This is a genomic window from Variovorax sp. J22R115 (assembly GCF_030317005.1).
Taxonomy (GTDB): Bacteria; Pseudomonadota; Gammaproteobacteria; order Burkholderiales; family Burkholderiaceae_C; genus Variovorax.
Window position 1 is genome coordinate 1 of sequence record NZ_JASZYM010000022.1, and the last position, 22,541, is coordinate 22,541.

Genomic DNA, 22,541 nt, shown 5'->3' on the forward strand with positions numbered 1-22,541 from the left:
CCCAAGGTGCCGGTGTGACGCCTTTTTAGACTTCGTCGTCCCCATGGGCTGTCGCGAAGCTTCGCGAGGAAACACCTCGCGCTCGCTTGACAAAACGGGCCATATCAGCCCTTTCTCACCACCGAAGTGGCAATGGCCTGTGTGATGGTCATCTTCATCTGGTCGCCGACCTTGACGCCACTCAGCATCGACGGATCCTTCAGCTTCACTTCGGTGAAGTGACCGAACGGACCCCGGACCATCACGGTGCCCTTGGCCTGGTCGATCGCCCAGATGTTCGACAGTAGCGTTGTCTGCTTCATTGCTGCTCCGCCGGGAAGCTGTCCGACCTGGGCGCGGTCGACAGCGCTCGTTTGTGTCGCCACACGGATCCCGTCGCCCTTCTGGAAGTCGAGCGCCACGGACTGGATGTAGGTGGCGTCCACCATGTCGCCGACCTTGACCAGGTTCAGGTTCTTGACCCTCGCGTCGACCATCACCGCGAATTCATTCCCCTCTGGCCCCTTGAGGGTCACGATGCGGTTCTTCGGGTCGATCGCCGTGACCAGTGCGGAGATCTGGATCTCCTTCATGATCTCTCGGACGTCCAGCACCTTGGGATTGGCTGAAGGTGTGTTGGGCTGCGCCAGCGCCGGCACGGTGAACGTCAGGGCCGAAGCCAATGCCAGAAGTGCGTAGTGGGTCGCTTTCATTTCACGTTTCCTTTCACGTTCAGGTAGATCGGGTGGACGGAACGCGTTCGCCACGTGCGACTTCGACGAGATCGGACCTCCGGCGCAGTGATCGCTTGCACTCCGGTCGATGATTCTCACCATTGCCGCGCGTCGCGCCATCCGCACGGCCACGCACGAACACGTACGTGCCGGGGCTCGGCCTTTCAAGCGGACTGAACCAGGCGGGGCCATTCCAGTGCCAGGGCCTGGCATTCGCGTATCGCCAGGTCCGCCGCCGGCGACAGGGTGCGGCCGCTCAGCCAGATGACGTGGATGTCCGCGAACAGCGCCGATTGCGCCGCAGCGATGGGCAATCGGCGCAAGTCCATGCCGAAGTCGCCAGTCAGTCCTTGAGGGAGCAGTGCCAGCAGGTCGCCCTCCAGTGCCAACCTGGACAGCGTGTGCAGATCGTCGCATTCGACCGCCAGTGGAAACGTCTCGATGTTGTCGAAGCCGAGCGTTTGCGCGACATGAAGAAGAAGGTCCGACCTGGCAGAGACCATTCCGATGCCATAGCGGCGCAGGTCCTCGGGCGTTGCCGTGCTCTGCTGCAGGAGTGGATGGTCGGGCCGGCCATACAGCCCGCCGACAATCTTCATGAGCGGCACCATGTCCAGCCGGGTCTCGCGAACGATCAGGCGTGGATCTGCGACGAAGAAGTCGATCGCTTCGGCCTGCAGTAGCGCCAGCAGGCTTTCGACGTTGCCGTTGCGGACTCGCGCGATCACCTTCGGGGCCTTGCGGCGCATCTCGGCGAGCAGCCGTGGCACCAGGACAGCGGCCGGAATGGGCCCGACGCCGAAGCAGAGTTCGCCCAGTTCGCCCTGGCGCAGCAACTGGGCATCGCGTTCCAGGCACCGGCTGTCGAACATCAGACGTCGGGCCCGTTCGACGAGGGTACGGCCGGCCGGCGTCAGGGTGGCGCCCTGCGGCCCGCGTTCGAACAGACGCAATCCGAAATGCTCTTCGAGCGACTGGATGCTTCGGCTGAAGGCGGCCTGGCTGAGATGCACTCGCTCAGCCGCGGCAACGAATCGGCCTTCGTCGGCCAGCGCGATCAGATGGCTCAGTTGCCGCAGATTCATCATGCGCTCCACGCAATGAATGCTTCTTCATTATGCATTGGACGCCTGCATGTCCTTTCGGCATTCTTCGGGGCTACGGCCCGGACAGCGGCCCCCAACAGACTATTCAGGAGACTTCCATGACGCCATTTCTCAAGGCGCCGCTCGCGGCGGCACTCATCCTCATGCTGGGCGCTTGCGGCCAGGGCGGTGGCGCAGCGTCGGGCGACGCGACGGCTCCGACCATCGCGGCCAACGCGGTCTTCGAGGAGATCCTGCCGTTGAACGAGCGGCAAAGCTTCGAAGACGCGCAGCGTGGCTTCATCGCCCGCCCCGAAGGCAAGATCATGGGCGCCGATGGCAGCGTGCTGATCGACTTCGACGCGTTCAAGTTCGTCGATGGCCCCGCGCCGTCGACCGTCAACCCGAGCCTGTGGCGCCATGCCCAGTTGAACGCGCAGATCGGGCTGTTCAAGGTCACCGATGGCATCTACCAGTTGCGTGGCTTCGACATCGGCAACATGACGCTCGTCGAAGGCAAGACCGGCTGGATCGTCATCGACACGCTGACCGCCAAGGAAACGGCGGCGGCCGCGCTGGCCTTCGCGCGGAAGCACCTGGGCAACAAGCCCGTCACCGCGGTGGTCTTCTCGCACAGCCACATGGACCATTTCGGCGGTGCGCTGGGCGTGATCTCTCCCGAGGAGGCCGCTGCGCGCAAGGTGCCCATCGTCGCTTCGGCCGGGTTCATGGAAGAGGCGACCAGCGAGAACGTGATGGTCGGCACGGCCATGGGGCGGCGCTCGAGCTACCAGTTCGGCAAGGACCTGGAGCGGTCGGCCAAGGGCCTGGTCGACACGGGCCTCGGCAAGGCGGTGGGCTACGGCACCTTCGGCATCCTGCCGCCGACCACCCTGGTCACCCAGCCGACCGAGGCGATGGAACTCGACGGGGTGCGCTTCGTGTTCCACAACGTGCCGGGCGCCGAGGCGCCGGCCGAGATGACCTTCTCGATCCCGGCGCTGAAGGCCTACGGGGGCGCCGAGAACCTCGCGCAGACCATGCACAACCTGCTGCCCGTTCGCGGCGCGAAGGTGCGCGATTCGCTGCGCTGGGCCGACTACATGCAGGAGGCGCTCGACCAGCTCGACGGGGCCGAGGTCTACTTCGGCCAGCACAACTGGCCGATCTGGGGGAACCAGCGCATCGTCGACTTCATCACCAAGCATCGTGACGTCTACAAGTACACGCACGACCAGACGGTGCGCCTGATCAACGCCGGCCTGACGCCGCGGGAAATCGCCGAGAAGGTGAAGCTGCCGAAATCGCTGCAGACTCACTTCGGGGCGCGGGGCTACTACGGCGACCTTCGCCACAACGTGAAGGCGGTCTACCAGTTCTACCTTGGCGCATACGACGGCAACCCCGCCAACCTCGATCCGCTGCCGCCGCAGGAATCGGCCAAGCGCTATGTCGCGCTGGCCGGCGGCGCCGACAACGTCATGAAGGCGGCGCAAGCAGCCTTCGACAAGGGCGACTATCGCTGGACGGCCGAACTGCTCAATCACGTGGTGTTCGCCGACAGCGGCAACAAGGCTGCAAAAGAGCTGCTGGCGCGCACCTACGAACAACTCGGCTACGTGGCCGAGGCTTCCACCTGGCGCAACAGCTACCTGAGCGCCGCGGCGGAGCTGCGCCAGGGACCGCCGAAGAAGGGCGTCGATCGCTCCGGCTTCGTCGACATGCTGACGCACACACCGGTGGAGCGCTTCCTCGACGCCATGGCGGCCGGTCTCGACGGCCCTGCCGCCGAGGGCAAGGACATGAAGATCAACCTGGTCTTCAGCGACACCAAGGAAAGCTTCCAGCTCTGGATCGAGAACGCCGTGCTGCACCATCGCAAGGCCGCGCCGGCCTCCGATGCCAACGCGACGCTCACGCTGACCAAGCCGATCTTCGTCAAGATGATGGCCGGTACCGCGGGCGTGAAGGACACGCTGCTGTCCGATCAGCTGTCGATCGACGGCAGCAAGATCGACCTCGTGCGTTTCCTGTCGCTGATCGACAAGGCGCCGGGCACCTTCCAGATCGTCACCCGGTAGTCTTCCTGGCCATGGCCGGCGCAAACCGCTGCACCAGCAAGGGCCCGAGGATGGATGTGACCGTCCACGTACGTGCTCGATCGGGCCCGAGGCTGCCGGCGAATGCGCGTCGGACGAACAGGATGAATCGCCTACGTACGTGGTGCTGCGTGGCTGCCGGGATAGGCATATCGCGTGGTAGAGACCACCATTCACGGGGTCCAGTTCGGCAAATGTGATTGGAGAGCCGGTCTCCCTCTACGCCTCGCGAGACGAACGCCTGAAGCCATGTCCACCATCGTCCACGTCTTCGGTTTCAAGCCGGATGAGCGCGTGTGGATCGAATCGGCACTCGGGCGAAGCGTCGAGTCCGTGGCCTTCGTGGATGACGGCGAAGCGTTGCTTTCCAGTGTGCCGGGCGCTGCGGGCCACTGCCTGATCGCGTCGGCCGATGTCGACGGGGCGGCAACGCTCAAGCTGGTGCGTGACTTGAGGAACCGCGGCGCGTCGCTGCCGGTGATCGTGCTGGGTCCGCATACCGCCTTTCGCACCGCCATCGACATCGCGCGACTCGACGCGACCGACTTCCTGGAACGACCGGTGAGCGTGCGCCAGTTGCGATCGGCCGTGCGACGCGCGTGCATGGATGCCAAGTGAGGAAGGACGAATCTAGGCTGGAACCACCGGGGAGATCGACATGCCCGAAGTGAAGTCATCGGTGCCTGAGCCCCTCAAGTACCCGGTCATCTATGTCAGGGGCTTCGCGTTCAGCGCCGACGAGCGCGACGACACCGCCGCGGACCCTTACTGCGGCTTCAACGTGGGCTCCACCGTGTATCGCGCAACTGCGGACAAGGAAAAGCCGAAGTCCTACTTTTTCGAGTCTCCGCTGGTGCGCCTGTCGTCCGAATACGGCTACCACGTCCTCTACAAGGACGGCATGGAGATCGTCGATCCGGCGTTCGCAAGCGGCGAAGCGGGAAAGAAGCGGCTGGAAGAGGGCATTCCGATCGCATCGATCATCATCCATCGGTTCTACGACGCGGGGTCGAGGCTGCGTGGAACGGGGCAGACCTCCTCGATCGAAGACTACGCCAAGGAGTTGGCGAGCCTGATCGCCATGGTGCGGGAACTCGTGCGGCCCACGGCGCGCGCCGTGGCCAAGGCCGACGGGCGGAATGCGACGGACGAGGAACTGGGCGCCGCATTCCGCTGCTATCTCGTGGCGCACTCCATGGGCGGGCTGGTGGTGCGCACGCTCATGCAGAACGACAGGAACGACGTACCCGAGCTCGAGATCGACGAGGTCAGGAGGATCTATCCGAAGGTGAGGGGCTGCGTCGCAAAGGTCTTCACCTATGGCACGCCACACAACGGCATCGATTTCGCGGGCCTGAACGTCCCGGCATTGCCAGGCTTCCTGAAGGACGTAGGCACCTTCAATCGCGACACCATGAGGGCCTATCTCGACCAGGTGCCCATCGGCGGCAAGGTGAACTACCTTCCTGCCGACGTGATCCCGCCGCCATCGCATTGGTTCTCCATGATCGGGACCAACCGGATGGACTACGAAGTGGCAAAGGGCCTGCCCGCACCTTCGTGGGCCGGGGAAGCGACGGACTCGTGCGCATCGACAACGCAACGCTCTGGTATCAAAAGGAAGGGGCGGGAAGAAAACGGAGGAGCCGGTGGCCTGCGCCTATGCCTACCGCTGGCATTCCGGCTACTTCGGCATCGTCAACAGCGAAGAGGCCTACCAGAACCTGGTCCGCTTCCTGTTCGGGAACTTCAGGGTGGACCTCTGGCTGGACATCGAGGGAGTCACCTTGCCCGATGGCGTGCAGGCCGAGGAAAAAAAAGGGCGGAAGGTCGATGCCGTCTACCAGATCGAGCTGGTCGTATCGACGCATGGCAAGACGTGGTCGCTGAGCAGGCGAAAGGCGGAGGAAGACTCGCCCGCGTGCAGGACCTACCAGGGGTTGAAGGCCCAGGCGCCTGCTGTCGACCCGGTCCACCTTTCGACTGTCTTCATGATGAAGGCGGCCAAGGTGAAGGCGGACAAGCCGGGCATCTCCTACAGCGTCACGCTCGGCATCAGGGCTCCGGACTACGAAGTGGCCAAGGCGTTCTGGCCCGATGGTCACTTCGAAGGCGTCTCGCTGTTTCGCGATTCACTCATCGTGACCTTGTTCGACCCGGATGACCTGCGACAGCTGGATCCGAACCAGGGCCCCGCGAAGGACTGGATGGTGCGCTACACCTGGGCTGAGCACGGCGGCGCCGTGGACAAGCGCTTCACCCCGGTCGACATCACGCAGCCCATCGTCGTGGAGGTTTCCTTGCCCGCGCCCATTGCGGCCGTTGTGGCACGCAACGGCGCCGTGACAGCCAAGCTGAGGATGGAAGCCCGCGCCTGGCGATAAGGGGCGTGCCCGACGGCGCGCCAGCATCGCTGCGCTCAGAGCGCCATGCGAATGATGGTGAAGTCGTCCTCGAGCGCCCCGGGGCCATGCACGTCGCGCGCGCAGTCCAGCAGGCCATCCAGCTCGGACTGCCCCTCGCGCACCGGCCGCGTGAGCATCTCGGCGAAGGCGGCGTAGTCGAGCATCGAGCCATCCGGCCGGGTGATTTCGTAGGCGCCATCGCTGAAGACGAAGAGCCGGGCCGGCGAAGGCAGCACGCACTGCTCGTCCTGGTAGCGGGCCGCCGGGGAAATGCCGACGCACGGGCCCGATGCCGGCAAGGGTCGGCCATCGCCGATGGCGTCGCAGGGGCCGCTCACGAGGATGGCCGGCGGGTGGCCGGCGGAGGCATAGCGAAGTCGACCGGTCGCACGGTGATAGACGCCGTACCAGACGGTACAGAACAGCTCGCCGTGGCTTTCCATCTGGTAGGCCAGATTGAGTGCGGCGAGGACCTCCGCGGGGTTGCGGAAGTCGGTGCGCGCCAATGCCTCCGAGCGAAGCGTGTCGGCGACCGCTACCGAGAGCAGGGCGGAGCCCACGCCATGGCCGCAGACGTCGATGAGATAGAGCGCGAAGTGCTCGTCGTCGATCCAGTGGTAGCCGAAGGAATCGCCGCCCAGTTCGGTGGAGGGAACGAAGCGCCAGTCGACGGCCAAGGGCTCCGACACCGGCGCAGGCAGCATCGCGCGCACGTAGCGTTCGGCGTCGCGCAACTCTTGCTGCAGCCGGTCGTGGGTGAGCTGCAGGGTCTCGCGGGATGCGGCGAGTTCGCCGTGGGCGCGCGTCAGTTCCTGGTTGGCGGATTCGAGCTGTGCGATGAGCCGGGCCTCGCGCTGGCTCAGCAGGGTCATGTCATAGGCCTTCTGCTGCACCAGCCGGGCTTCTTCGTATTCCGCCGTGACGTCGAGCAGCAGGACCCATACGGTGCCGTCGTCCGCGAAGAAATGGATGTCCGCCACGCGGCCGCTGGGCATTTCCATGGAGCGGATGAGGAAGGGCGTTTCCACGAGCGGCAGCAGGCCTTCCAGGAAAGGAATCTGGTCGCTCGCGGGGCCGCCGGATTGCAGGCCGTCCAGGCCGTAGTGTTCGAGGTGTCCACCAGCCTGGACCAGGTTCTGCGCATCGTCGATGACCAGATGCGCAAGCACGCGCTGCGCATGCAGCAGCATCAGCAGCGAGTCGGAAATCCGCGGGGGCAGGTCGAGCATGACGGGATCGCCGACTAGCGCGCCAGTTGGGCCGCCAGTTCCGCGAAGGTCTCTTCGACGCCGTCGCCCGTCTTGGCGCTGGTGCGGCGAAAGGTCCAGCCCGCAGCCTCCAGCGTCGCGATGCGCTCGGGCGGGATCGCCCAGTCCTCCTGCAGGTCTGCCTTGTTGAGCAGGGCGAAGAACGGCACGGCGCCGATCTCGGCGTTGACGCGCGACTGGATCGAGGCCGCGGTGTCCAGCGTCTCGGGTCGCGTGCCGTCGACCACGAGCAGATAGCCAGCCGCGCCGCGCAGGTAGCTCACGCGCACGGCCGCGACCTCGTCCTCGCCGGCGATGTCCCAGAGGATCAGCGCCACTTCTTCCGCGCCGACGGTCAGCACCTTCTTGTCGATCTTCACGCCCACCGTCGTCAGGTAGGCATCCGAGAAGATGGTGTGGACGTAACGGCGCACGAGGCTGGTCTTTCCCACGCCGAACGCGCCGAGCAGGCAGATTTTCTTTTGCATCATGGCTATTCGCCGGAGCTGACGACGAAGGAAACGCGCCGGTTCATCGACAACTCGTCCTCGCTGGCGCCAGGCTTCAGCGGCTCCAACGGGCCGGCGCCGCGCACGGCGAGGAATGTCGGGTCGACGCCGCGCGTGCGCAGCATGGAGCGAACGACTTCCGCGCGCCCCAGGCTGAGGGCGAGGTTGGAGTTTTCCTTGCCGGTGGCATCGGCGTGGCCGACGATCGTAACCTTCACCGGGAATCCGAAAGTGCGCGACACCTGGATCAGCTCGCGCACTTCGGCGGCCACGGCGTCGAGCATGCCTTCCTGGTTGGGCGCGGGCCGCGCGACGTTGTTCTCGAAGTGAATGAGGCGGGCCTGGATCGCGTCGTGCAGGCGGACGTATTCCGGATCCTGCACATCCTGCAGTGCACTCAGATCAACCTTGGGCGCGCCGGCAGGCAGGGTCAGCAGGAAGGCACGCGCCTTGTCCATCCAGTAAGGGGTGGCGCTGCCCGTCGCGCGGACACCGCCCGCCTCCTGTGTGAGGGTGACCGTCGGCGGTGGGTTGAGGGTCGCCTGCAGCCGCTTCAGGATGATGGCCGGATGCAGCGCCTGGTAGGGCTCCCAGCGGCCGGCGACGCGCGACGGGTCCAGGCGTGTCTGCGCCAGCAAGCTTTCCGGCGGCGTGGCGAGCGGGTCACGCAGTCCGGACACCAGCCACTTCCCGTCGCGGCGCTCCGAGCCTGTCACGACGATGCCGGGCTGGTCCTGCAGCGCCGCGATGTAGGCGTTGACGCGCTGGCGCTCGATGACCCGCTGCGTGATCCAGTAGCCCAACGCCACCAGCAGCGCCAGCGGGATGGCCCAGAGCAGGGGCGAAACTTTCCTGCGGGACTCCGCGTCCTGCGACAACAGGCAGGGGCGCAGCCGTCCGGCGGTCTCTTCGAAGGGTGCGGTGTCGCCGTTGAACTCTTCGAGCGCCGTGCGCCATTGCTCGTGGACGGCGCCCAGCGTCTCCCCCAGTCGCGTGCGAATCATCGCAGGGGGATTGCCGTGGATCACCGCGGCGAGAAAGGCCTGCGGCCCTTCCTCACACCACAGGAGCAGATCGCCGAGGCGCAGGCTGTCGATGCTGCGGCCGCTGGTGCCGCCGGTGCCCGATTCATCGAAGGAATCGCGCACGAAATCCTGGATCGCGGAGAGCATTGCGGACACCAGCTGCGGGTCGCGTGTGGTCGCATCGTCGCGCGCGACGTGCGTGAGCAAGAGGCCCGTCTTGCGGTGGATCAGGAAGAGGTGTTCGACGCGGAAGACGGCCGTGTGCTGGAGCACCACTTCGCCAAAGGTGCTCCCGCTGCGCCAGGCCTCGATGCGCCATTTGAGGCCGCGCCATGAGAGGCTGTGCTTGAGCGCCTGGTTGACCGATTGCAGCGAGCCTTCGACGCTCTCCGCAATCGCCTTGCGGATCGCCGGCCCCATGACCGGGTACAGGATGTCCACCATGGTGCCCGGGTTCTTCTGAATCGACGCCTGGGCCGCGCGCTCGACGGTGGGAGCGATCGCATGGCCGAGTTGGGCGTCCTGTGCCGCCAGCGTGAAGGCGGCGGGCAGCACGGCGCCCACCGCACTGGCGAACTGACGCGGGTCATCCACCTTGTGCTGCAGCCTCGCGAGCGCCACCTGCTCGCGTTCGAACAGCACGCCGCGCATCGCCTCCAGCCGCGGATCTTCCTGCAGGCGGCTCGGGACTTTCGCGGCCACCTCCGGATCGACGCAGCGCGCCAACTCCAGCAGCAAGCTGGCGAGCCGCTGGTTCGGGTCTTCATCGGAAGCGCTGCCGGGCGCACTCGTCGCGGTCAGCGACAGGCGCGCGTTCACCGCGCCTCCGCTCCGGCGCGCGATCGGTCGAGTCGAGCTGTCGCGCCGGCAGCGCGCATCAGCCGCGCTCGATGCCGTTGCCGCCCTTGGGTGTGACGTCCTGGTTCAGGCATTTGGCGATCTCGACGAACAGGCCCGCGAGCAGGTTGCGATCGGTCTTGACGTTGCTGAGCTCGGCGAACATGCGCTCGGTGGTGGCGCGGCTGTCGTCCTGGCGCCGCTTGATGTCCTCGCGCAGCGCCTGGACCTCATGGCTCAGCCGGTCCGTGAACTCGCGCTCGTGCCGCGCGAGCTGCTCGGACACCTGGGCGAGGCGCTTCTCCAGCGCCTGCGTGTGATCGCGCAGGCTGCGCTCCAGCTCCTTGTCGGCATCGGAGCGCAGGTCCTTTTCCTCGCGGAACTGGCCGGCGACCGACTCGAGCTGCTTCTTCATCGTCGATTCGAGGCTGCCCAGGCTGCGGGTCGACTCCGCCTCCAGGTCGCGCAGCCTTTGCTGGAAGCGATCCTCGAGGATGGAAAAGCGCTTGTCGTAGTCCTGCATCTGGTTGCCGAACAACAATTCGCGCATCTTGTCGACGCCGGAGCTTTCGCCCGCGCCGTTGGGTTGGCCGGCGGCGAGCGCCGCCTGAGCCGCCAACGCGCTTTGCGCATCGATGGTGGGTGAGTTTTTGGCTGCCGTTCCCATTTGAGAAGTCTCCTCGGTGGTGATTGACGGGGTTGGTGAAAGTCGATCAGTGCGGCGGCGACGCCCGGAACAGGAGCGTCAGGCAATTGCGTCCGTCTTCGTGGCGGTAGCGCACGCCATCGGAGAAGTGGCGAACGATGGGAATGCCCCAGCCGCCGATGCGCGCGTCCTGAAGTTTGGTGGGCCGAGGCGGCTCGGGGACCTGCCTCGGATCGAACTCGCCGCCCTCGTCCTCGACGTCCAAGGCCACGTCCTCGCCTTGCCAACCCAGGTGCAGAAAGATGCGCTGCGCGCCTTCGCTGCAGGCGTAGGTCATGATGTTCGTGAGCACCTCGACGGAGCAGAGGTCAAGGTTCTGCGCGACCCGTGCTGGAAGGTGCTGATGCTCGGCCCAGTCGTGCACCCAGGCGCTGACGCGCGGGAGTTCGCGCAGCTCGCTGCCGACGATCAGGGATGCCTGCGGCTCCCCGTCGATGGAGGACATCAGCGGCTTTCGGCTGCCGCCATCAGCGCGCTGCAGGCGGTATCGACATCGGGGTAGACAGGAATGATCGTGTCGATCCCTGCCATCTTGAGCACCTCAGCCACCAAGGGCTGAGGGTTCGCGAGCGCCATCACGCCACCGCGCGAGGACTGGGCCCTCGCATTGATGACAAGGGTGCGAATACCAATGGATGCCAGAAAGGACACCTCGGACATATCGACCACGGCAAGAAGCTTTCGGGTGGCGACGAGTGCGGCGAAGCGCATATCGATGTCATGGCCGCCGATGCTGTCCATGCGTCCGACCAGACTGATCTTCTCGACGCCGTCGGCCAGTTGCTCGCTTCTCAGGTCCATACGTTCTCCGCAATCGATATCGATGGGGTCCGAAGTGGTTCTTGCTGCAAGAACTGTCTCGTTTGTGAGTTGTTCTTGTTTCTAAAACCAAACAAGATCGCCTTACGAGCAACAGATAGAACCTTTTTCTAGCTTACGCCCAAATTGAGGGCGCGTCGACAAATCGTCCTACACCGAAATGTGGATGCGTCCGATGGTCGGATCGACCGTTCAGCGATCTTTGCGCGCAGGCACGTTGTGCAGGGCCTCGACCAGGCGGTCGACCCGGATCGGCTTGGTCAGATAGTCGTCCATGCCCGCCGCGAGGCACATCTCCTGGTCGCCCTGCATTGCATTGGCGGTCATCGCCACGATGCGCGGGCGCTGCGCCGGCGCCAGCAGCGTGCAGATCTGGCGCGTGGCGTCGAGCCCGTCGAGTTCGGGCATCTGTACGTCCATCAGCACCACGTCGTAGGTCTGGCGCTGCACCGACTCGACGGCTTCGATGCCGTTGGATGCGAGGTCCGCGCGATAGCCCATCTGCTGCAGCAGGCGCATCGCGAGCTTCTGGTTCACCGCGTTGTCTTCGGCCAGCAGAATGCGCAGCGGATGGTGCGTGGCCATTGCCGGATCGATCTGCGGCTTGGCCGCAACGCTCGGTGCGGGCCGTGCAGCCGGCTCGTGTGCCAGCAGGTTAACGAGTGTGTCAAAAAGTTGTGACTGGTGAATCGGCTTCGACAGGTAAGCGTTGAACAGCGATTCGGCATCGCCCGCTTCGCGCCGCCCCAGCGAACTGAAGAGCACGAGCGGCAGCGTCTTGTCGTTCACGCGGATGCGCCGCGCCAGATCGACGCCATCCATCTCCGGCATGTGCATGTCGAGAATGGCGATGTCATAGCGCTCGCCCTGTTCGAGCCAGCGAAGGGCTTCGGCAGGCGATTCGGTGTCGCGTGAATCCATGCCCCATCGGCCGGTCTGGAGCGTGAGCACGCGGCGGTTGGTGGCGTTGTCGTCGACGACGAGCACGCGCTTTTCCTGCAGGTCGACCTGCACGCCGGTGACGGCGGGGCGCCTGCTCGGCGGCGTGTCCGCGATCTGCGCATCGATGGTGAAGAAGAAGGTCGAGCCGGTGCCCGGACCATCGCTCTCGACCCACATCGTCCCGCCCATCAGTTCGGTCAGCCGCTTGCTGATGGCCAGTCCCAGGCCGGTGCCGCCGTACTTGCGCGTGGTGCTGGAGTCGGCCTGCGAGAAGGACTGGAACAACCGGCTCATGCCCTGGGGCGACAAGCCGATGCCGGTGTCCCGCACCGCAAAGGTCAGTGCGACCTTGCATGCGGAGACGGGCTCCGCGCTCACGGTCAACACGACCTCGCCGGCCTCGGTGAACTTCACCGCATTGCTCAACAGGTTCAGCAGGATCTGCCGCAGGCGCGTCAGGTCGCCGTTCACGCCCACCGGAACCTCGCCTTCGAAAACGTAGGCGATGTCGAGGTGCTTCTCGGTTGCGCGGGAGCTGACGAGGTCGAGTGCCGACTCCACGCACTCGCGCAGGTCGAAGGGGTGCTCCTCGATGTCCATGCGGCCCGCCTCGATCTTGGAGTAGTCAAGGATGTCGTTGATGAGCGTCAGCAGCGCATCGCCCGAATCGCGGATGGTCGAGACATAGTCCTGCTGCTCGGCGTCGAGTGGCGTGTCGAGCAGCAGGCCGCTCATGCCGATCACCGCATTCATCGGTGTGCGGATCTCGTGGCTCATCGTCGCGAGGAAGGCGCTCTTGGCCTCGTTCGTGGCCTCGGCGGCAGCGCGGGCTTCCTTGGTCTCGTTGAACAGGCGCGCGTTCTGGATGGCGATCACGGCCTGGTCGGCGAAGGTTTCGAGCAGCCTGATTTCCTTGTCGGCAAAGGGCCCCGGCGGCTGGCGCGCGACGTGGATCGAGCCGATGTAGCGGCCCTCCCAGGTCAGCGGGGCAATCAGGACCCCGTAGTCGCCGATCTGCTCGGCGACCTCGCGCATGAACAAGGGAAGCTGCGGCTCGGCGAGCGCATCCGGAATGTGGACGACCTCGGGGCCGGCCATGGCATCTCCGATGGGCGAATGGTCGATGGGCCGGGGATAGAAGCGCTCGAGCGTTTCGCGGGCGGAGCCGCGATGCGCGCCCAGGTGGACCAGCCCGTCGTCGCCGATCAGCGAAATGCCGAGCTGGGTGCCGGAGAACAGGCGCTGGCAGCTCTCCAGGATCTTGTTGAACACGGGCTGCGCGTTCTCCATCGATTCGCTGATGACCTGCAGCACGTCCGCCGTCGCGGTCTGGCGTTCGAGCGCCTCACGGGTTTCGTGGATCAGCCGCACGTTCTCGATCGCGAGCACGGCCTGGTCGGCGAAGAGCTGGAGCAGGTCGATCTGGCGTTGGGGCGTTTCGCCGGGCGCGGGCCAGGCGGTGGTGATCGCGCCGATCGGCACGCCGTCCTTGAGCATGGGCGCGCAGATCATCCGGCGCCGGTTGCCGCTGTTCGCCAGCCGGCGGTCGTAGGTTGGGTCGGACCACGCGTCCTCGATGCTCAGGGGCCTCCGCTCCAATATCACGCGGCCGTTCAGCTGGCGCGGGTCCGGCGGCGCGGGCCACACGGTGCGCGCTGCCTCCAGCGCCTCCGGGGACCAGTTGCGGGTCGCGGCCAGATGAACCATGCGGCCGTCGAAGCTGAAGATCGCGGAAGCCGGGCCCTCGAACAACCACATGGTGCAGTCCAGGATGGCCTCGAACACCGGCATCACGTCGGTGCGTGATTCACTGATGACGCGCAGCACGTCGCTGACGGCGGTCTGGTATTCGAGCGACTCGGTCAACTCGGCGGTGCGGACCTCGACCTTGCTCAGCGCCGCCTGTGTCTCGTTGAAAAGCTGCGCGTTCTGGATCGCGATGACGGCCTGGTCGGCGAAGGTCTTGAGCAGCGCGCGCTCACCGGGCCGGAACGGACCGACCTTGGTGCGCTGCATGCTCAGGATGCCGATGCCGCGGCCTTCCCAGATCAGCGGTGCGGAAAGGTTCGCGAAGCTCATTCCCGCCACCTCGGCATTGCGCCGCAGTACCAGCGGCGCCGCGGGGTCGTCGAGCACGTCGGCGAACTCCACGAGATCGCCCGTGCGGAACGAGAGCTCGGCCGATGTACCCGAGATCGGCATGGGGTAGTTCGACTTCATCGACGCTCTGATTTCGGCCAGCCGTTCCTCGCTGATCGCCGCGCGTCCGGCGGCCGTCATCACCCACCGCGTGAGCGCGAGCTGCCCTTGGTCGTCGACCATCATCAGGGCGAAAGAACTGACGTCGAACAGCCGCTCGCAGCACTCGAGGATCTTGTCGAACACGGGGCCGGGGTCGGCCACGGAACTGCCGATGACCTTCAGCACCTCGGCGGCGGCGGTCTGGTGCGCGAGCGCCTCGTGCATCTCGCGGCCGTGGCGCTGCGTCTCGTCGAAGAGGCGAGCGTTTTCGAGCGCGAGGCCCATGTTCGCGGCCACGGTTTCGAGCAGGCGGATCTCGTGCGGGCCGAACGCATATTCGCGCTCGTGGTTCTGCAGCGCGATGATGCCGAGGGCGCGGTCGCTGCCGATGATCGGCACGGCGGCGATCGAATGCGCCCAGTCGGTTCCCGGCGCGGGATGGAGGCCGACGCGGGTCTGCTCCTCGCGAGTGTTCGCGACGCCGATCTTGCGTTCGAGCAGTATGCGTACCAAGGGTTCGCCCGGCTTCAACGGGCGTGCCGGCGGAAGCGGCAGGGGCCGGTTGTGCTCGTAGCGGTACAGCACCTGCACGAGGTTGGTCTTGTCGTCCCACCACACGATGTTCAGGTCGCCGGAGCCGAACAGCTCGCGCAGCCTGTCGCCCACGAGGTCGACGATGGCCTGAAAGCCCAGCTTGGCTGCCATGCCCTGTTGGATGCCGTTCACGAGCGTCAATTCTTCGGCGCGCTGCATGCGCTCGCTCTTGCAATCGGACAGCTCGCGCTGAAGGCCTTCGCTCATACGGGTGTGGGCCAGGGCGCCGGCGGCCTGGCGCGCCAGTGTTGCGAGCAGGTCGCGATGCACCTGCTCGAAGCGATCGAATCTGCCTTCGATGTCGGCGTAGAGGTAGCCGATCAGTTCCCGCTGCGCGACCAGCGGTGCGATCAGGCAGGAGCGCTGTTCGGCCTCGGCCGCACCCTCGGGCCCGTGCCGCAGGCTCGGCTTGCGGGTGCGGCGGGTTTCGTCGAGCCATGGCGCGATGGCGCGGAGCAGGTCGCCGGCGTCTTCGGCGGGCGGGAGCATCGCGCCCGCATGGCGCAGGCCGCTTTCGGTGTCGAGCACCAGCAGCACGCGCTGGGCGCCGATGAGTTGGGTGGCTTCGTCGACCAGGAGGTCGCACACCTCGCCGGTGCTTCGCAGTTCGTTCAGCCGCACACCGGCGTCGGCTAGCCGCTCGAACGGGTCGCGCAATGGGCTGCCCGCACGCGGCGCGTGCTTCGACAGGGGTCGAGACCGGGACTCAGCCATGGGCATTTGCCTTCAGCGATCAGCGGGTTGATGCGCGATCGGCGCGCGCCACGGCGTGGAGTCTAGCGGTGAAGGGGCAATCTCTGCACGCGGGCGCTCGCCCCGCTGGGCATTGGCCCGCTCAATCGAAGTTCAGCAACACCTTCATCGCCTGCGACCGGTCCGCCGCCAGGGCGAAGGCGCGCGCCGAATCGCGGTACGACAGCGTCGCCGAGATCAGAGGCTTGACGTCGACCAGCCCCTTGTTGAGCAACTCCACCGCGACTGCGAATTCCTCGTGGAAGCGGAAGGCGCCGCGCAGGTCGAACTCCTTGGCGACGATCGTGTTGATCGGCAGCTGGATCTCGCCACCGGCCAACCCGAGCTGCACGATGATGCCTCGCGGGCGCAGCGCCTCGAAGGCGCCGACCAGGGCCCGCGGGTTGCCGCTGGCCTCGAGCAGCACGTCGAAGCTGCCCTTGTCGGCCGTGAAGCGCCGCAGGCCCTCGGGCTCTTCGGCCACGTTGATCACCTCGTCGGCCCCGACCTTCAGCGCCTTGTCGAGCGTGAGGGTGCCGACATCGGTGGCCACGATGTGGGCGGCGCCCGCGCGGCGAGCCGCAATGATCGCCAGCGCGCCGATCGGCCCGCAGCCGGTCACCAGCACGCGCCGGCCCAGCAGCGGCCCCGCGCGCCGCACCGCGTGCAGCGCCACGGACAAGGGCTCGGCCATCGAGCCCTCGCCATCGCTGAGCGAATCCGCGAGCTTGTGCGCCTGGTGCGTCTCGACCACGATCTGCTGGCGGAACGCCCCCTGCACGTGCGGCGTGCGCATCGCGCTGCCGTAGTAGCGCATGTCCAGGCAGTGGTTCTGCAGACCTTGCTGGCAGTAGCGGCACAGGCCGCAAGGCCGGCTCGGGCTGATCGCGATGCGCTCGCCGGCTTGGAAGCCCGTGACGGCCGAACCCACCGCCTCGATCATCCCGGCCACCTCGTGGCCCAGCACCATCGGCTGCTGGATGCGCACGGTGCCGAAGCCGCCATGCTGGTAGTAGTGCAGGTCCGAGCCGCAGATGCCGCCGCAGCGCACGCGCACCTGCAGCTGGTCCGCGCCGAGCTCGGCGGTCTCGATCTCCTCGACGCGCAGGTCGCCGGGGGCGTGGATGACAAGTGCTTCCATGGTCTCTCTCAAAGGGTTGCGGTCACGCCGCCATCGACGTACAGGATGTGGCCGTTGACGAAGTTGGAGGCATCGCTCGCCAGGAACACAGCCGCGCCCACCAGGTCTTCCACATCGCCCCAGCGCCGCGAGGGCGTGCGGCCGACCAGCCACTTGGTGAACTCCTCGTTGTGGACGAGCGCCTCGGTCAGCTCGGTCTTGAAGTAGCCGGGGCCGAGCCCGTTGACCTGGATGCCGTGCTGGCCCCAGTCGATGGCCATGCCCTTGGTCAGCATCTTCACCGCGCCCTTGCTGGCGGTGTAAGGCGCGATGCCGGGGCGGCCGAGCTCGCTTTGCACCGAGCAGATGTTGACGATCTTGCCGCGCCCGCGCGGGATCATGCGCTGCGCCACCGCCTTGCCGACCAGGAACACGCTGTCGACGTTGGTCTTCATCAATTCGTGCCAGTGGGCTTCCTCGAACTGGTCGAGCGGCCCGCGGCGCTGCATGCCGGCGTTGTTCACGAGGATGTCGATGGCGCCGACCTCGGCTTCGATGCGGCCGATGGCGGCGTTCACCGCATCACCCGAGGTCACGTCGAAGGCGGCGGTCAGCACCTGCAGGCCCTCGCTGCGCAACACCTCGGCAGCGCCTTCGAGCTTCGCCGCATTGCGCGCGTTGAGGATCACGCGGGCGCCGGCACCCGCGAGGCCGCGCGCGAGCGCGAAGCCGATGCCGGCACTCGATCCGGTGACGAGCGCGGTGCGCCCGGTGAGGTCGAACTTCTTGAGGATGGATTGCAACAGGATCTCCAGCAGTGAAAGAGTTCAGGAAGAAAGCCCGGCCGCCCATCGGGCCACACCGTCGAGGACTTCGGTCAGCACCTCGTCATCATCGCGCCCCGAGCGCTTGAGGACGTGGAAGGAATGGTCCGCATGCTCGATCACCATCAGCGTGGCGCGTGAGTCCAGTTTCGCGACGACCGGGCGAAGGTGCTCCAGGTCCGCCAGCTTGTCCTGCGTGCCCTGGACGAAGAGCATCGGTATCTGCACCTTGGAAAGATGGTCCGCGCGCGAAGTCGCGGGCACGCCGGAGGGGTGCAGGGGAAAGCCGAGGAAAACCAGGCCTTCGACCCGGGGCAGCGGCTCGATCGCCTGCGCCTGAGAGGTCATGCGGGCACCGAAGGACTTGCCGCCGGCCAGCAGGGGCATCGGCCCGAACATCTGCGCCGCGTACGCCACCGCCGCGCGAACCGCGGCGTGGGCCGTGGGCGGCAGGTCCGGGCGCTTCTTGCCGAGTTCCATGTAGGGGAACTGATAGCGCAAAGTGGCGATGCTGCGTTGGGCCAGGCCATTGGCCACGGCAGTCATGAACGCATGGTCCATGCCCGCGCCAGCTCCGTGAGCGAACACGTAGCAGGCGCTCGGGTTCGGCGGGGCCTGCACGATGCCCGAGACGCTCAGGTCATCGTTGATTCGGATCGAGACTTTCTGCATGTCGGGTCCAGTGTCGTGCGGATCAGTTGAGGCGGGCTTCCTTCAGGCGCTGGAGTTCCGCCTGCTCCTCGGCGAGTTTGCTCCGGCGGCGCGCGATCTTCTCGGCGCTGGCGTTGCGTTCGGCTTCCCTCAGCTCGCGTTCCCTCGCGGCGACCTTCTTCTCCTGTTGCGCGACACGACGCTGATGCTCGGCCTGCAGCTTCTCGTCGCTGCAGTTGCGGTTGACCTCCTTCAGCGCGCGCTCCAGGCCCCGGACCCGCTGCTTCTGGCCCTTGGCCTTGGCATCGTCGAGGTCGCGGCTGATGGCCTCGTGCTTGGCGCGACAGGTTCCGCCCGGTGCCGCTTGCGCAGCGGCCCCGAAAGACGATGAGGCGAGCGCTGCGGCCAACAGGAAAGTCGGGATCTTCATGGATGCTCCGTGTGCGGGGTGCCGAAGCCTCCATCATGAATAATGGAAGTTCTGTAACAAGGAGTTTCAAACGTGACTTTGAGGATCCCTCCCACTGGCGTCGCCATCGCAGCCGCCGTGACGGTCTTGCTCGCTGGCTGTGCCGCACAGCACGCGCCTTCCGAGGGTGCTGGACCCGCTCCCGCGCCGGCGCCCGCCCCGGCAGCCCCCGTTGCCGACACCATCGCCCGCAAGGGTCCGGCCGCCATGACCTACGGAGAAATCACCCAGACGGTAAGCGACGGCGCCGCCAAGGCGAAGAAGGCGCTCGTCGGAAAGGTCGTGGCGCTGAACCTCACGAAGGCCTCGACGAAGGGTCTCCCGGCGGGCTTGTACGAAGTCCAGGCGGATGACGACACCTATTTCCGTTGCAAGGCCTCGGCTTCGGGATTCAAGGGTGGCGAAGTCACGGCCAAGGTCAGCAACTACAGCTTCACGCAGAAGACTAACCGGTCGGTCGTCGAACTCGATCGCTGCGCGGTGACCGTGGCCGAAGCAAGCGCCCCGGTGGTGGCGGCAGCGCCCGCACGGGCGGCCGCGGCTCCCGCGCCGGCAGCGGCGCCAGCGCCTGCACCCGCCGCTGCAAAGGGCGGCGCCAAGCCCGGTATGGACGGCCAGGGCAACGTGATCGATTCCACCAAAGTGGAGGCAGGCGGCGGACGCACCGTCAAGGGCATGAACGACTACGAGGGCGAGATCACCGGCAACCCGGCCAGGAACTCGAAGTTCACGCAACTGCAGATCGGCATGTCGTGGAAGCAGGTGGTGGACCTCGCCGGCGAGCCCACGGACAGCGGTGCCTACATGACCGGCAAGGCGTGGATCCCGTTCTACTTCGGCGGCGACCGCCATCGCCTTGAGATGACCTACAAGGGCCAGGGCCGCCTGATCTTCGCGGGCGGCAGCCTGGGCAACGTGTCCGGCGGCAACTTGATCTGGATCATCCACAACCCGAACGAAACCGGCTACCGTTGATTGGGCGCGCTAGCATCCTCGTCTGGTAGGCGACCCAGCCTGCCTTCCAGCACAAGGATGTGTGATGCGATACCTCGATCTTCCCGGCGGTTCGTCGATCCCTACGCTGGGCCTCGGCACCTGGCACATGGGTGAAGCCGCCGGGGACCGCAAGGCCGAAGTGGCCGCGGTGCGCGCCGCCATCGACATGGGCTACCGGCTTATCGACACCGCCGAGATGTACGGCGAGGGCGGTGCCGAGGAAGTCGTCGGCCAGTCCGTGGCCGACGCTCTTCGCGCCGGCGACGTCCGGCGCGAAGACCTCTTCATCGTCAGCAAGGTCTACCCCCACAACGCAAGCCGCAAGGGCACCCCCGCGGCCTGCGATCGGAGCCTGTCGCGCCTGGGCCTCGACCAGATCGATCTCTACCTCCTGCATTGGCGCGGCGAGCACCCATTGACCGAGACATGCGACGCTCTGCGCGCACTGGTCGCGAAAGGCCGCATCCGCCATTGGGGCGTCAGCAATTTCGACATCGACGACATGGAAGAACTCGCCACCGTCTCCGGCGACGTAGCGGGCTGCGCGGCAAACCAGGTCTATTTCTCCGTCAGCGAACGCGGCCCCGAGTTCAGCCTGTTGTCCTGGCTACGAGAAAGCGGAATGCCCCTGATGGCCTACAGCCCCATCGACCAGGGCTCACTGGCCGCGGACGCAGGCCTCTTGAAGATCGCGCAGCGCCTCGGCGTCACCGCCGCGCAAGTCGCGCTCGCATGGGTACTGTCGCGACCGGGCGTTGTCGCCATACCGAAGGCCGTGCGGGAAGCCCATCTCCGGCAAAACCTCGCGGCCGCCGACCTGGAACTGAGCCCGGACGACCTCGCGGAAATCGACCTCTTACACCCACCCCCGCGCCGCAAGAGCCCACTGGCAATGATCTAACCCAAAGGCCGGCGAAGCCCGGCCGCCCCTTCGTGAAACACCGCGGAACCGGCTTCGCCGGGCCGCAGGTGTTGCCCCCGGCAGGGGGCGGGCGGCTACACGAAGTGAGCAAGGCTGGGGGCGAGCAACAGTCAATGCGCTTCGGCCTGCTTGGCCGCAGCGATGATCGCCGTCTCGTCGTGCTTCGCGCCATTGAGGAACAGGTTGAGCAGCACCGCACTGATCGACGCCAGCAGGATGCCCGATTCCACCAGCGAGTGGATCGCGTGCGGCATCCACTGCTTGAAGTTGGGTGCGATCAGCGGAATCATGCCGATGCCGATCGACACCGCGACGATCATCGCGTTGTGGCGGTTGCCCTTGAAGTCCACGCCGGAGAGGATCCGGATGCCGGTGGCGGCCACCATGCCGAACATCACCAGGCCCGCGCCGCCCAGCACCACCGTGGGCAGCGATTCGACCAGCGCCGCCATCTTCGGCAACAAGCCAAGCACGATCAGGATCACGCCACCGGCCACGCAGACGAAGCGGCTTTTGATGCCCGTCACCGCCACCAGCCCCACGTTCTGCGAGAAGCTGGTGTAGGGGAAGGTGTTGAAAACGCCGCCGATCAGCGTGCCGAGACCGTCGGTGCGCAGGCCGCGGGCCAGGTCCTGCTGCGTGATCTTGCGGTCGGTCATCTCGCCGAGGGCCAGGAACATGCCGGTCGACTCGATCATCACCACGATCATGATCAGCGACATCGTGAGGATCAGGATCGGGTCGAACTGCGGCATGCCGAAGTGGAAGGGCATCACCACGTCGAACCACTCGGCCTTGCCGACCTTCTCGAAGGTCATGAAGCCGAAGATCGTCGCGACGACCGCGCCGATCACGATGCCCAGCAGCACCGAGATGTTGGCGATGAAGCCCTTGGCGTACTTGACGATCACCAGGATCGACACCAGCACCAGCGCGGCGATGCCGAGTCCGCCGAGGTCGGCGTACTTGGGGTTGGGCACCGAGGGCACGATCGACAGCCCCTTGGGCACGGGCGGCACCGAGGAGCCCGGCGAGGTCACCTCGGCCAGCCACTTCGCATAGACCGGATCGACCAGCGCCGGTGCGGTGGGCCCGACCGGGTTGCCGAAGATCCAGTTGATGCCCACGCGCATCAGGCTGATGCCGATGACCGCGATGATCGTGCCCGTGACCACCGGCGGAAAGAAGCGCAGCATGCGCGACACCATTGGCGCGATCAATATCGAGATGATGCCGGCGCCGATGATCGCGCCGAACAGCAGTTGCGCGCCGGCCTGGCCCGGGTTTGCGTTGGCGATGGCGACCATCGGCGCGACCGAGGCGAAGGTCACGCCCATCATCACCGGCAGCTTGATGCCGAACCACTGTGTGGCGCCGAGCGCCTGGATCAGCGTGGCGACGCCGCAGCAGAACAGGTCGGCGGAGATCAGCAGCGCAACCTCCTGTGGACTGAGCTTGAGCGCGCGGCCGACGATCAGCGGCACGGCGACCGCACCGGCGTACATCACCAGCACGTGCTGCAGGCCAAGAGCCGTGAGCTTGCCTGCCGGCAGGCGCTGGTCGACCGGGTGGATGGAAGGCGAGGCAGCCGTCATTGCGTGATCT

The 22,541-nt window shown here is 66.2% G+C and carries 19 protein-coding genes; 5 read left to right on the forward strand and 14 right to left on the reverse strand.

All coding sequences use genetic code 11. The features are described from left to right. Positions 1-104: 104 nt before the first annotated feature. A complete protein-coding gene (locus tag QTI04_RS29480) occupies positions 105-692 on the reverse strand; it encodes a hypothetical protein (protein WP_286603795.1) in 588 nt (195 codons plus the stop codon). 185 nt (positions 693-877) lie between these two features. Next, on the reverse strand, positions 878-1,798 hold the full coding sequence (locus QTI04_RS29485; RefSeq protein WP_286603794.1) for a LysR family transcriptional regulator: 921 nt from the start codon (positions 1,796-1,798) through the stop codon (positions 878-880). 119 nt (positions 1,799-1,917) lie between these two features. Here QTI04_RS29485 and QTI04_RS29490 point away from each other — a divergent pair, with 119 nt between their 5' ends. From QTI04_RS29490 to QTI04_RS29500, 3 genes are all read left to right on the forward strand, one after another. Next, positions 1,918-3,879, forward strand: a complete 1,962-nt coding sequence (locus QTI04_RS29490) for an alkyl/aryl-sulfatase (protein ID WP_286618779.1) — start codon at positions 1,918-1,920, stop codon at positions 3,877-3,879. Between the two features lie 267 nt (positions 3,880-4,146). Then, entirely contained in the window at positions 4,147-4,515 is a 369-nt protein-coding gene (locus tag QTI04_RS29495) for a response regulator (RefSeq protein WP_286618780.1), read from the forward strand. Between the two features lie 1,031 nt (positions 4,516-5,546). Then, the gene (locus QTI04_RS29500) at positions 5,547-6,281 is read left to right on the forward strand and encodes a hypothetical protein (RefSeq protein ID WP_286618782.1); all 735 of its coding nucleotides are present in this window, start codon (positions 5,547-5,549) and stop codon (positions 6,279-6,281) included. Positions 6,282-6,316: 35 nt separating this feature from the next. On the opposite strand, the gene QTI04_RS29505 is transcribed toward QTI04_RS29500, so the two are convergent. From QTI04_RS29505 to QTI04_RS29555, 11 genes are all read right to left on the reverse strand, one after another. Then, positions 6,317-7,531: a PP2C family protein-serine/threonine phosphatase gene (locus QTI04_RS29505; RefSeq protein ID WP_286618783.1), complete on the reverse strand. Its 1,215-nt coding sequence runs from the start codon at positions 7,529-7,531 to the stop codon at positions 6,317-6,319. Positions 7,532-7,545: 14 nt separating this feature from the next. Then, on the reverse strand, positions 7,546-8,040 hold the full coding sequence (locus QTI04_RS29510; RefSeq protein WP_286603789.1) for a Rab family GTPase: 495 nt from the start codon (positions 8,038-8,040) through the stop codon (positions 7,546-7,548). A gap of 2 nt (positions 8,041-8,042) precedes the next feature. Continuing rightward, complete coding sequence (locus QTI04_RS29515; protein WP_286618784.1) at positions 8,043-9,902, reverse strand: OmpA family protein; 1,860 nt, start codon at positions 9,900-9,902, stop codon at positions 8,043-8,045. A gap of 58 nt (positions 9,903-9,960) precedes the next feature. Then, a complete protein-coding gene (locus tag QTI04_RS29520; RefSeq protein WP_286603787.1) occupies positions 9,961-10,587 on the reverse strand; it encodes a hypothetical protein in 627 nt (208 codons plus the stop codon). Positions 10,588-10,633: 46 nt separating this feature from the next. Further along, on the reverse strand, positions 10,634-11,071 hold the full coding sequence (locus QTI04_RS29525; RefSeq protein ID WP_286603786.1) for an ATP-binding protein: 438 nt from the start codon (positions 11,069-11,071) through the stop codon (positions 10,634-10,636). Beyond that, positions 11,071-11,427: an STAS domain-containing protein gene (locus QTI04_RS29530; RefSeq protein WP_286569115.1), complete on the reverse strand. Its 357-nt coding sequence runs from the start codon at positions 11,425-11,427 to the stop codon at positions 11,071-11,073. Before QTI04_RS29530 ends, QTI04_RS29525 begins: the two co-directional genes overlap by 1 nt. Positions 11,428-11,637: 210 nt before the next feature. After that, positions 11,638-15,936, reverse strand: a complete 4,299-nt coding sequence (locus tag QTI04_RS29535; protein ID WP_286618786.1) for a GAF domain-containing protein — start codon at positions 15,934-15,936, stop codon at positions 11,638-11,640. A gap of 121 nt (positions 15,937-16,057) precedes the next feature. Further along, entirely contained in the window at positions 16,058-17,095 is a 1,038-nt protein-coding gene (locus QTI04_RS29540) for an L-idonate 5-dehydrogenase (RefSeq protein WP_286603783.1), read from the reverse strand. An 8-nt stretch (positions 17,096-17,103) separates the two neighbouring features. Next, positions 17,104-17,877, reverse strand: coding sequence for a glucose 1-dehydrogenase (locus tag QTI04_RS29545; protein ID WP_286618788.1), 774 nt, complete (start codon positions 17,875-17,877; stop codon positions 17,104-17,106). Positions 17,878-17,901: 24 nt separating this feature from the next. Further along, complete coding sequence (locus tag QTI04_RS29550; protein WP_286603781.1) at positions 17,902-18,570, reverse strand: alpha/beta family hydrolase; 669 nt, start codon at positions 18,568-18,570, stop codon at positions 17,902-17,904. Between the two features lie 22 nt (positions 18,571-18,592). Further along, on the reverse strand, positions 18,593-18,979 hold the full coding sequence (locus QTI04_RS29555; RefSeq protein WP_286603779.1) for a DUF1090 family protein: 387 nt from the start codon (positions 18,977-18,979) through the stop codon (positions 18,593-18,595). A gap of 72 nt (positions 18,980-19,051) precedes the next feature. Here QTI04_RS29555 and QTI04_RS29560 point away from each other — a divergent pair, with 72 nt between their 5' ends. Then, positions 19,052-19,993: a hypothetical protein gene (locus QTI04_RS29560; RefSeq protein ID WP_286618790.1), complete on the forward strand. Its 942-nt coding sequence runs from the start codon at positions 19,052-19,054 to the stop codon at positions 19,991-19,993. A gap of 64 nt (positions 19,994-20,057) precedes the next feature. Further along, positions 20,058-20,915 carry an aldo/keto reductase gene (locus QTI04_RS29565; protein WP_286618791.1) on the forward strand — a complete coding sequence of 286 codons (858 nt, stop codon included), beginning with the start codon at positions 20,058-20,060 and terminating at the stop codon, positions 20,913-20,915. Positions 20,916-21,046: 131 nt separating this feature from the next. Here the strand turns inward: QTI04_RS29565 and QTI04_RS29570 are convergent, their stop codons facing one another. Beyond that, a complete protein-coding gene (locus tag QTI04_RS29570) occupies positions 21,047-22,531 on the reverse strand; it encodes a nucleobase:cation symporter-2 family protein (RefSeq protein WP_286603776.1) in 1,485 nt (494 codons plus the stop codon). Positions 22,532-22,541: the final 10 nt, after the last annotated feature.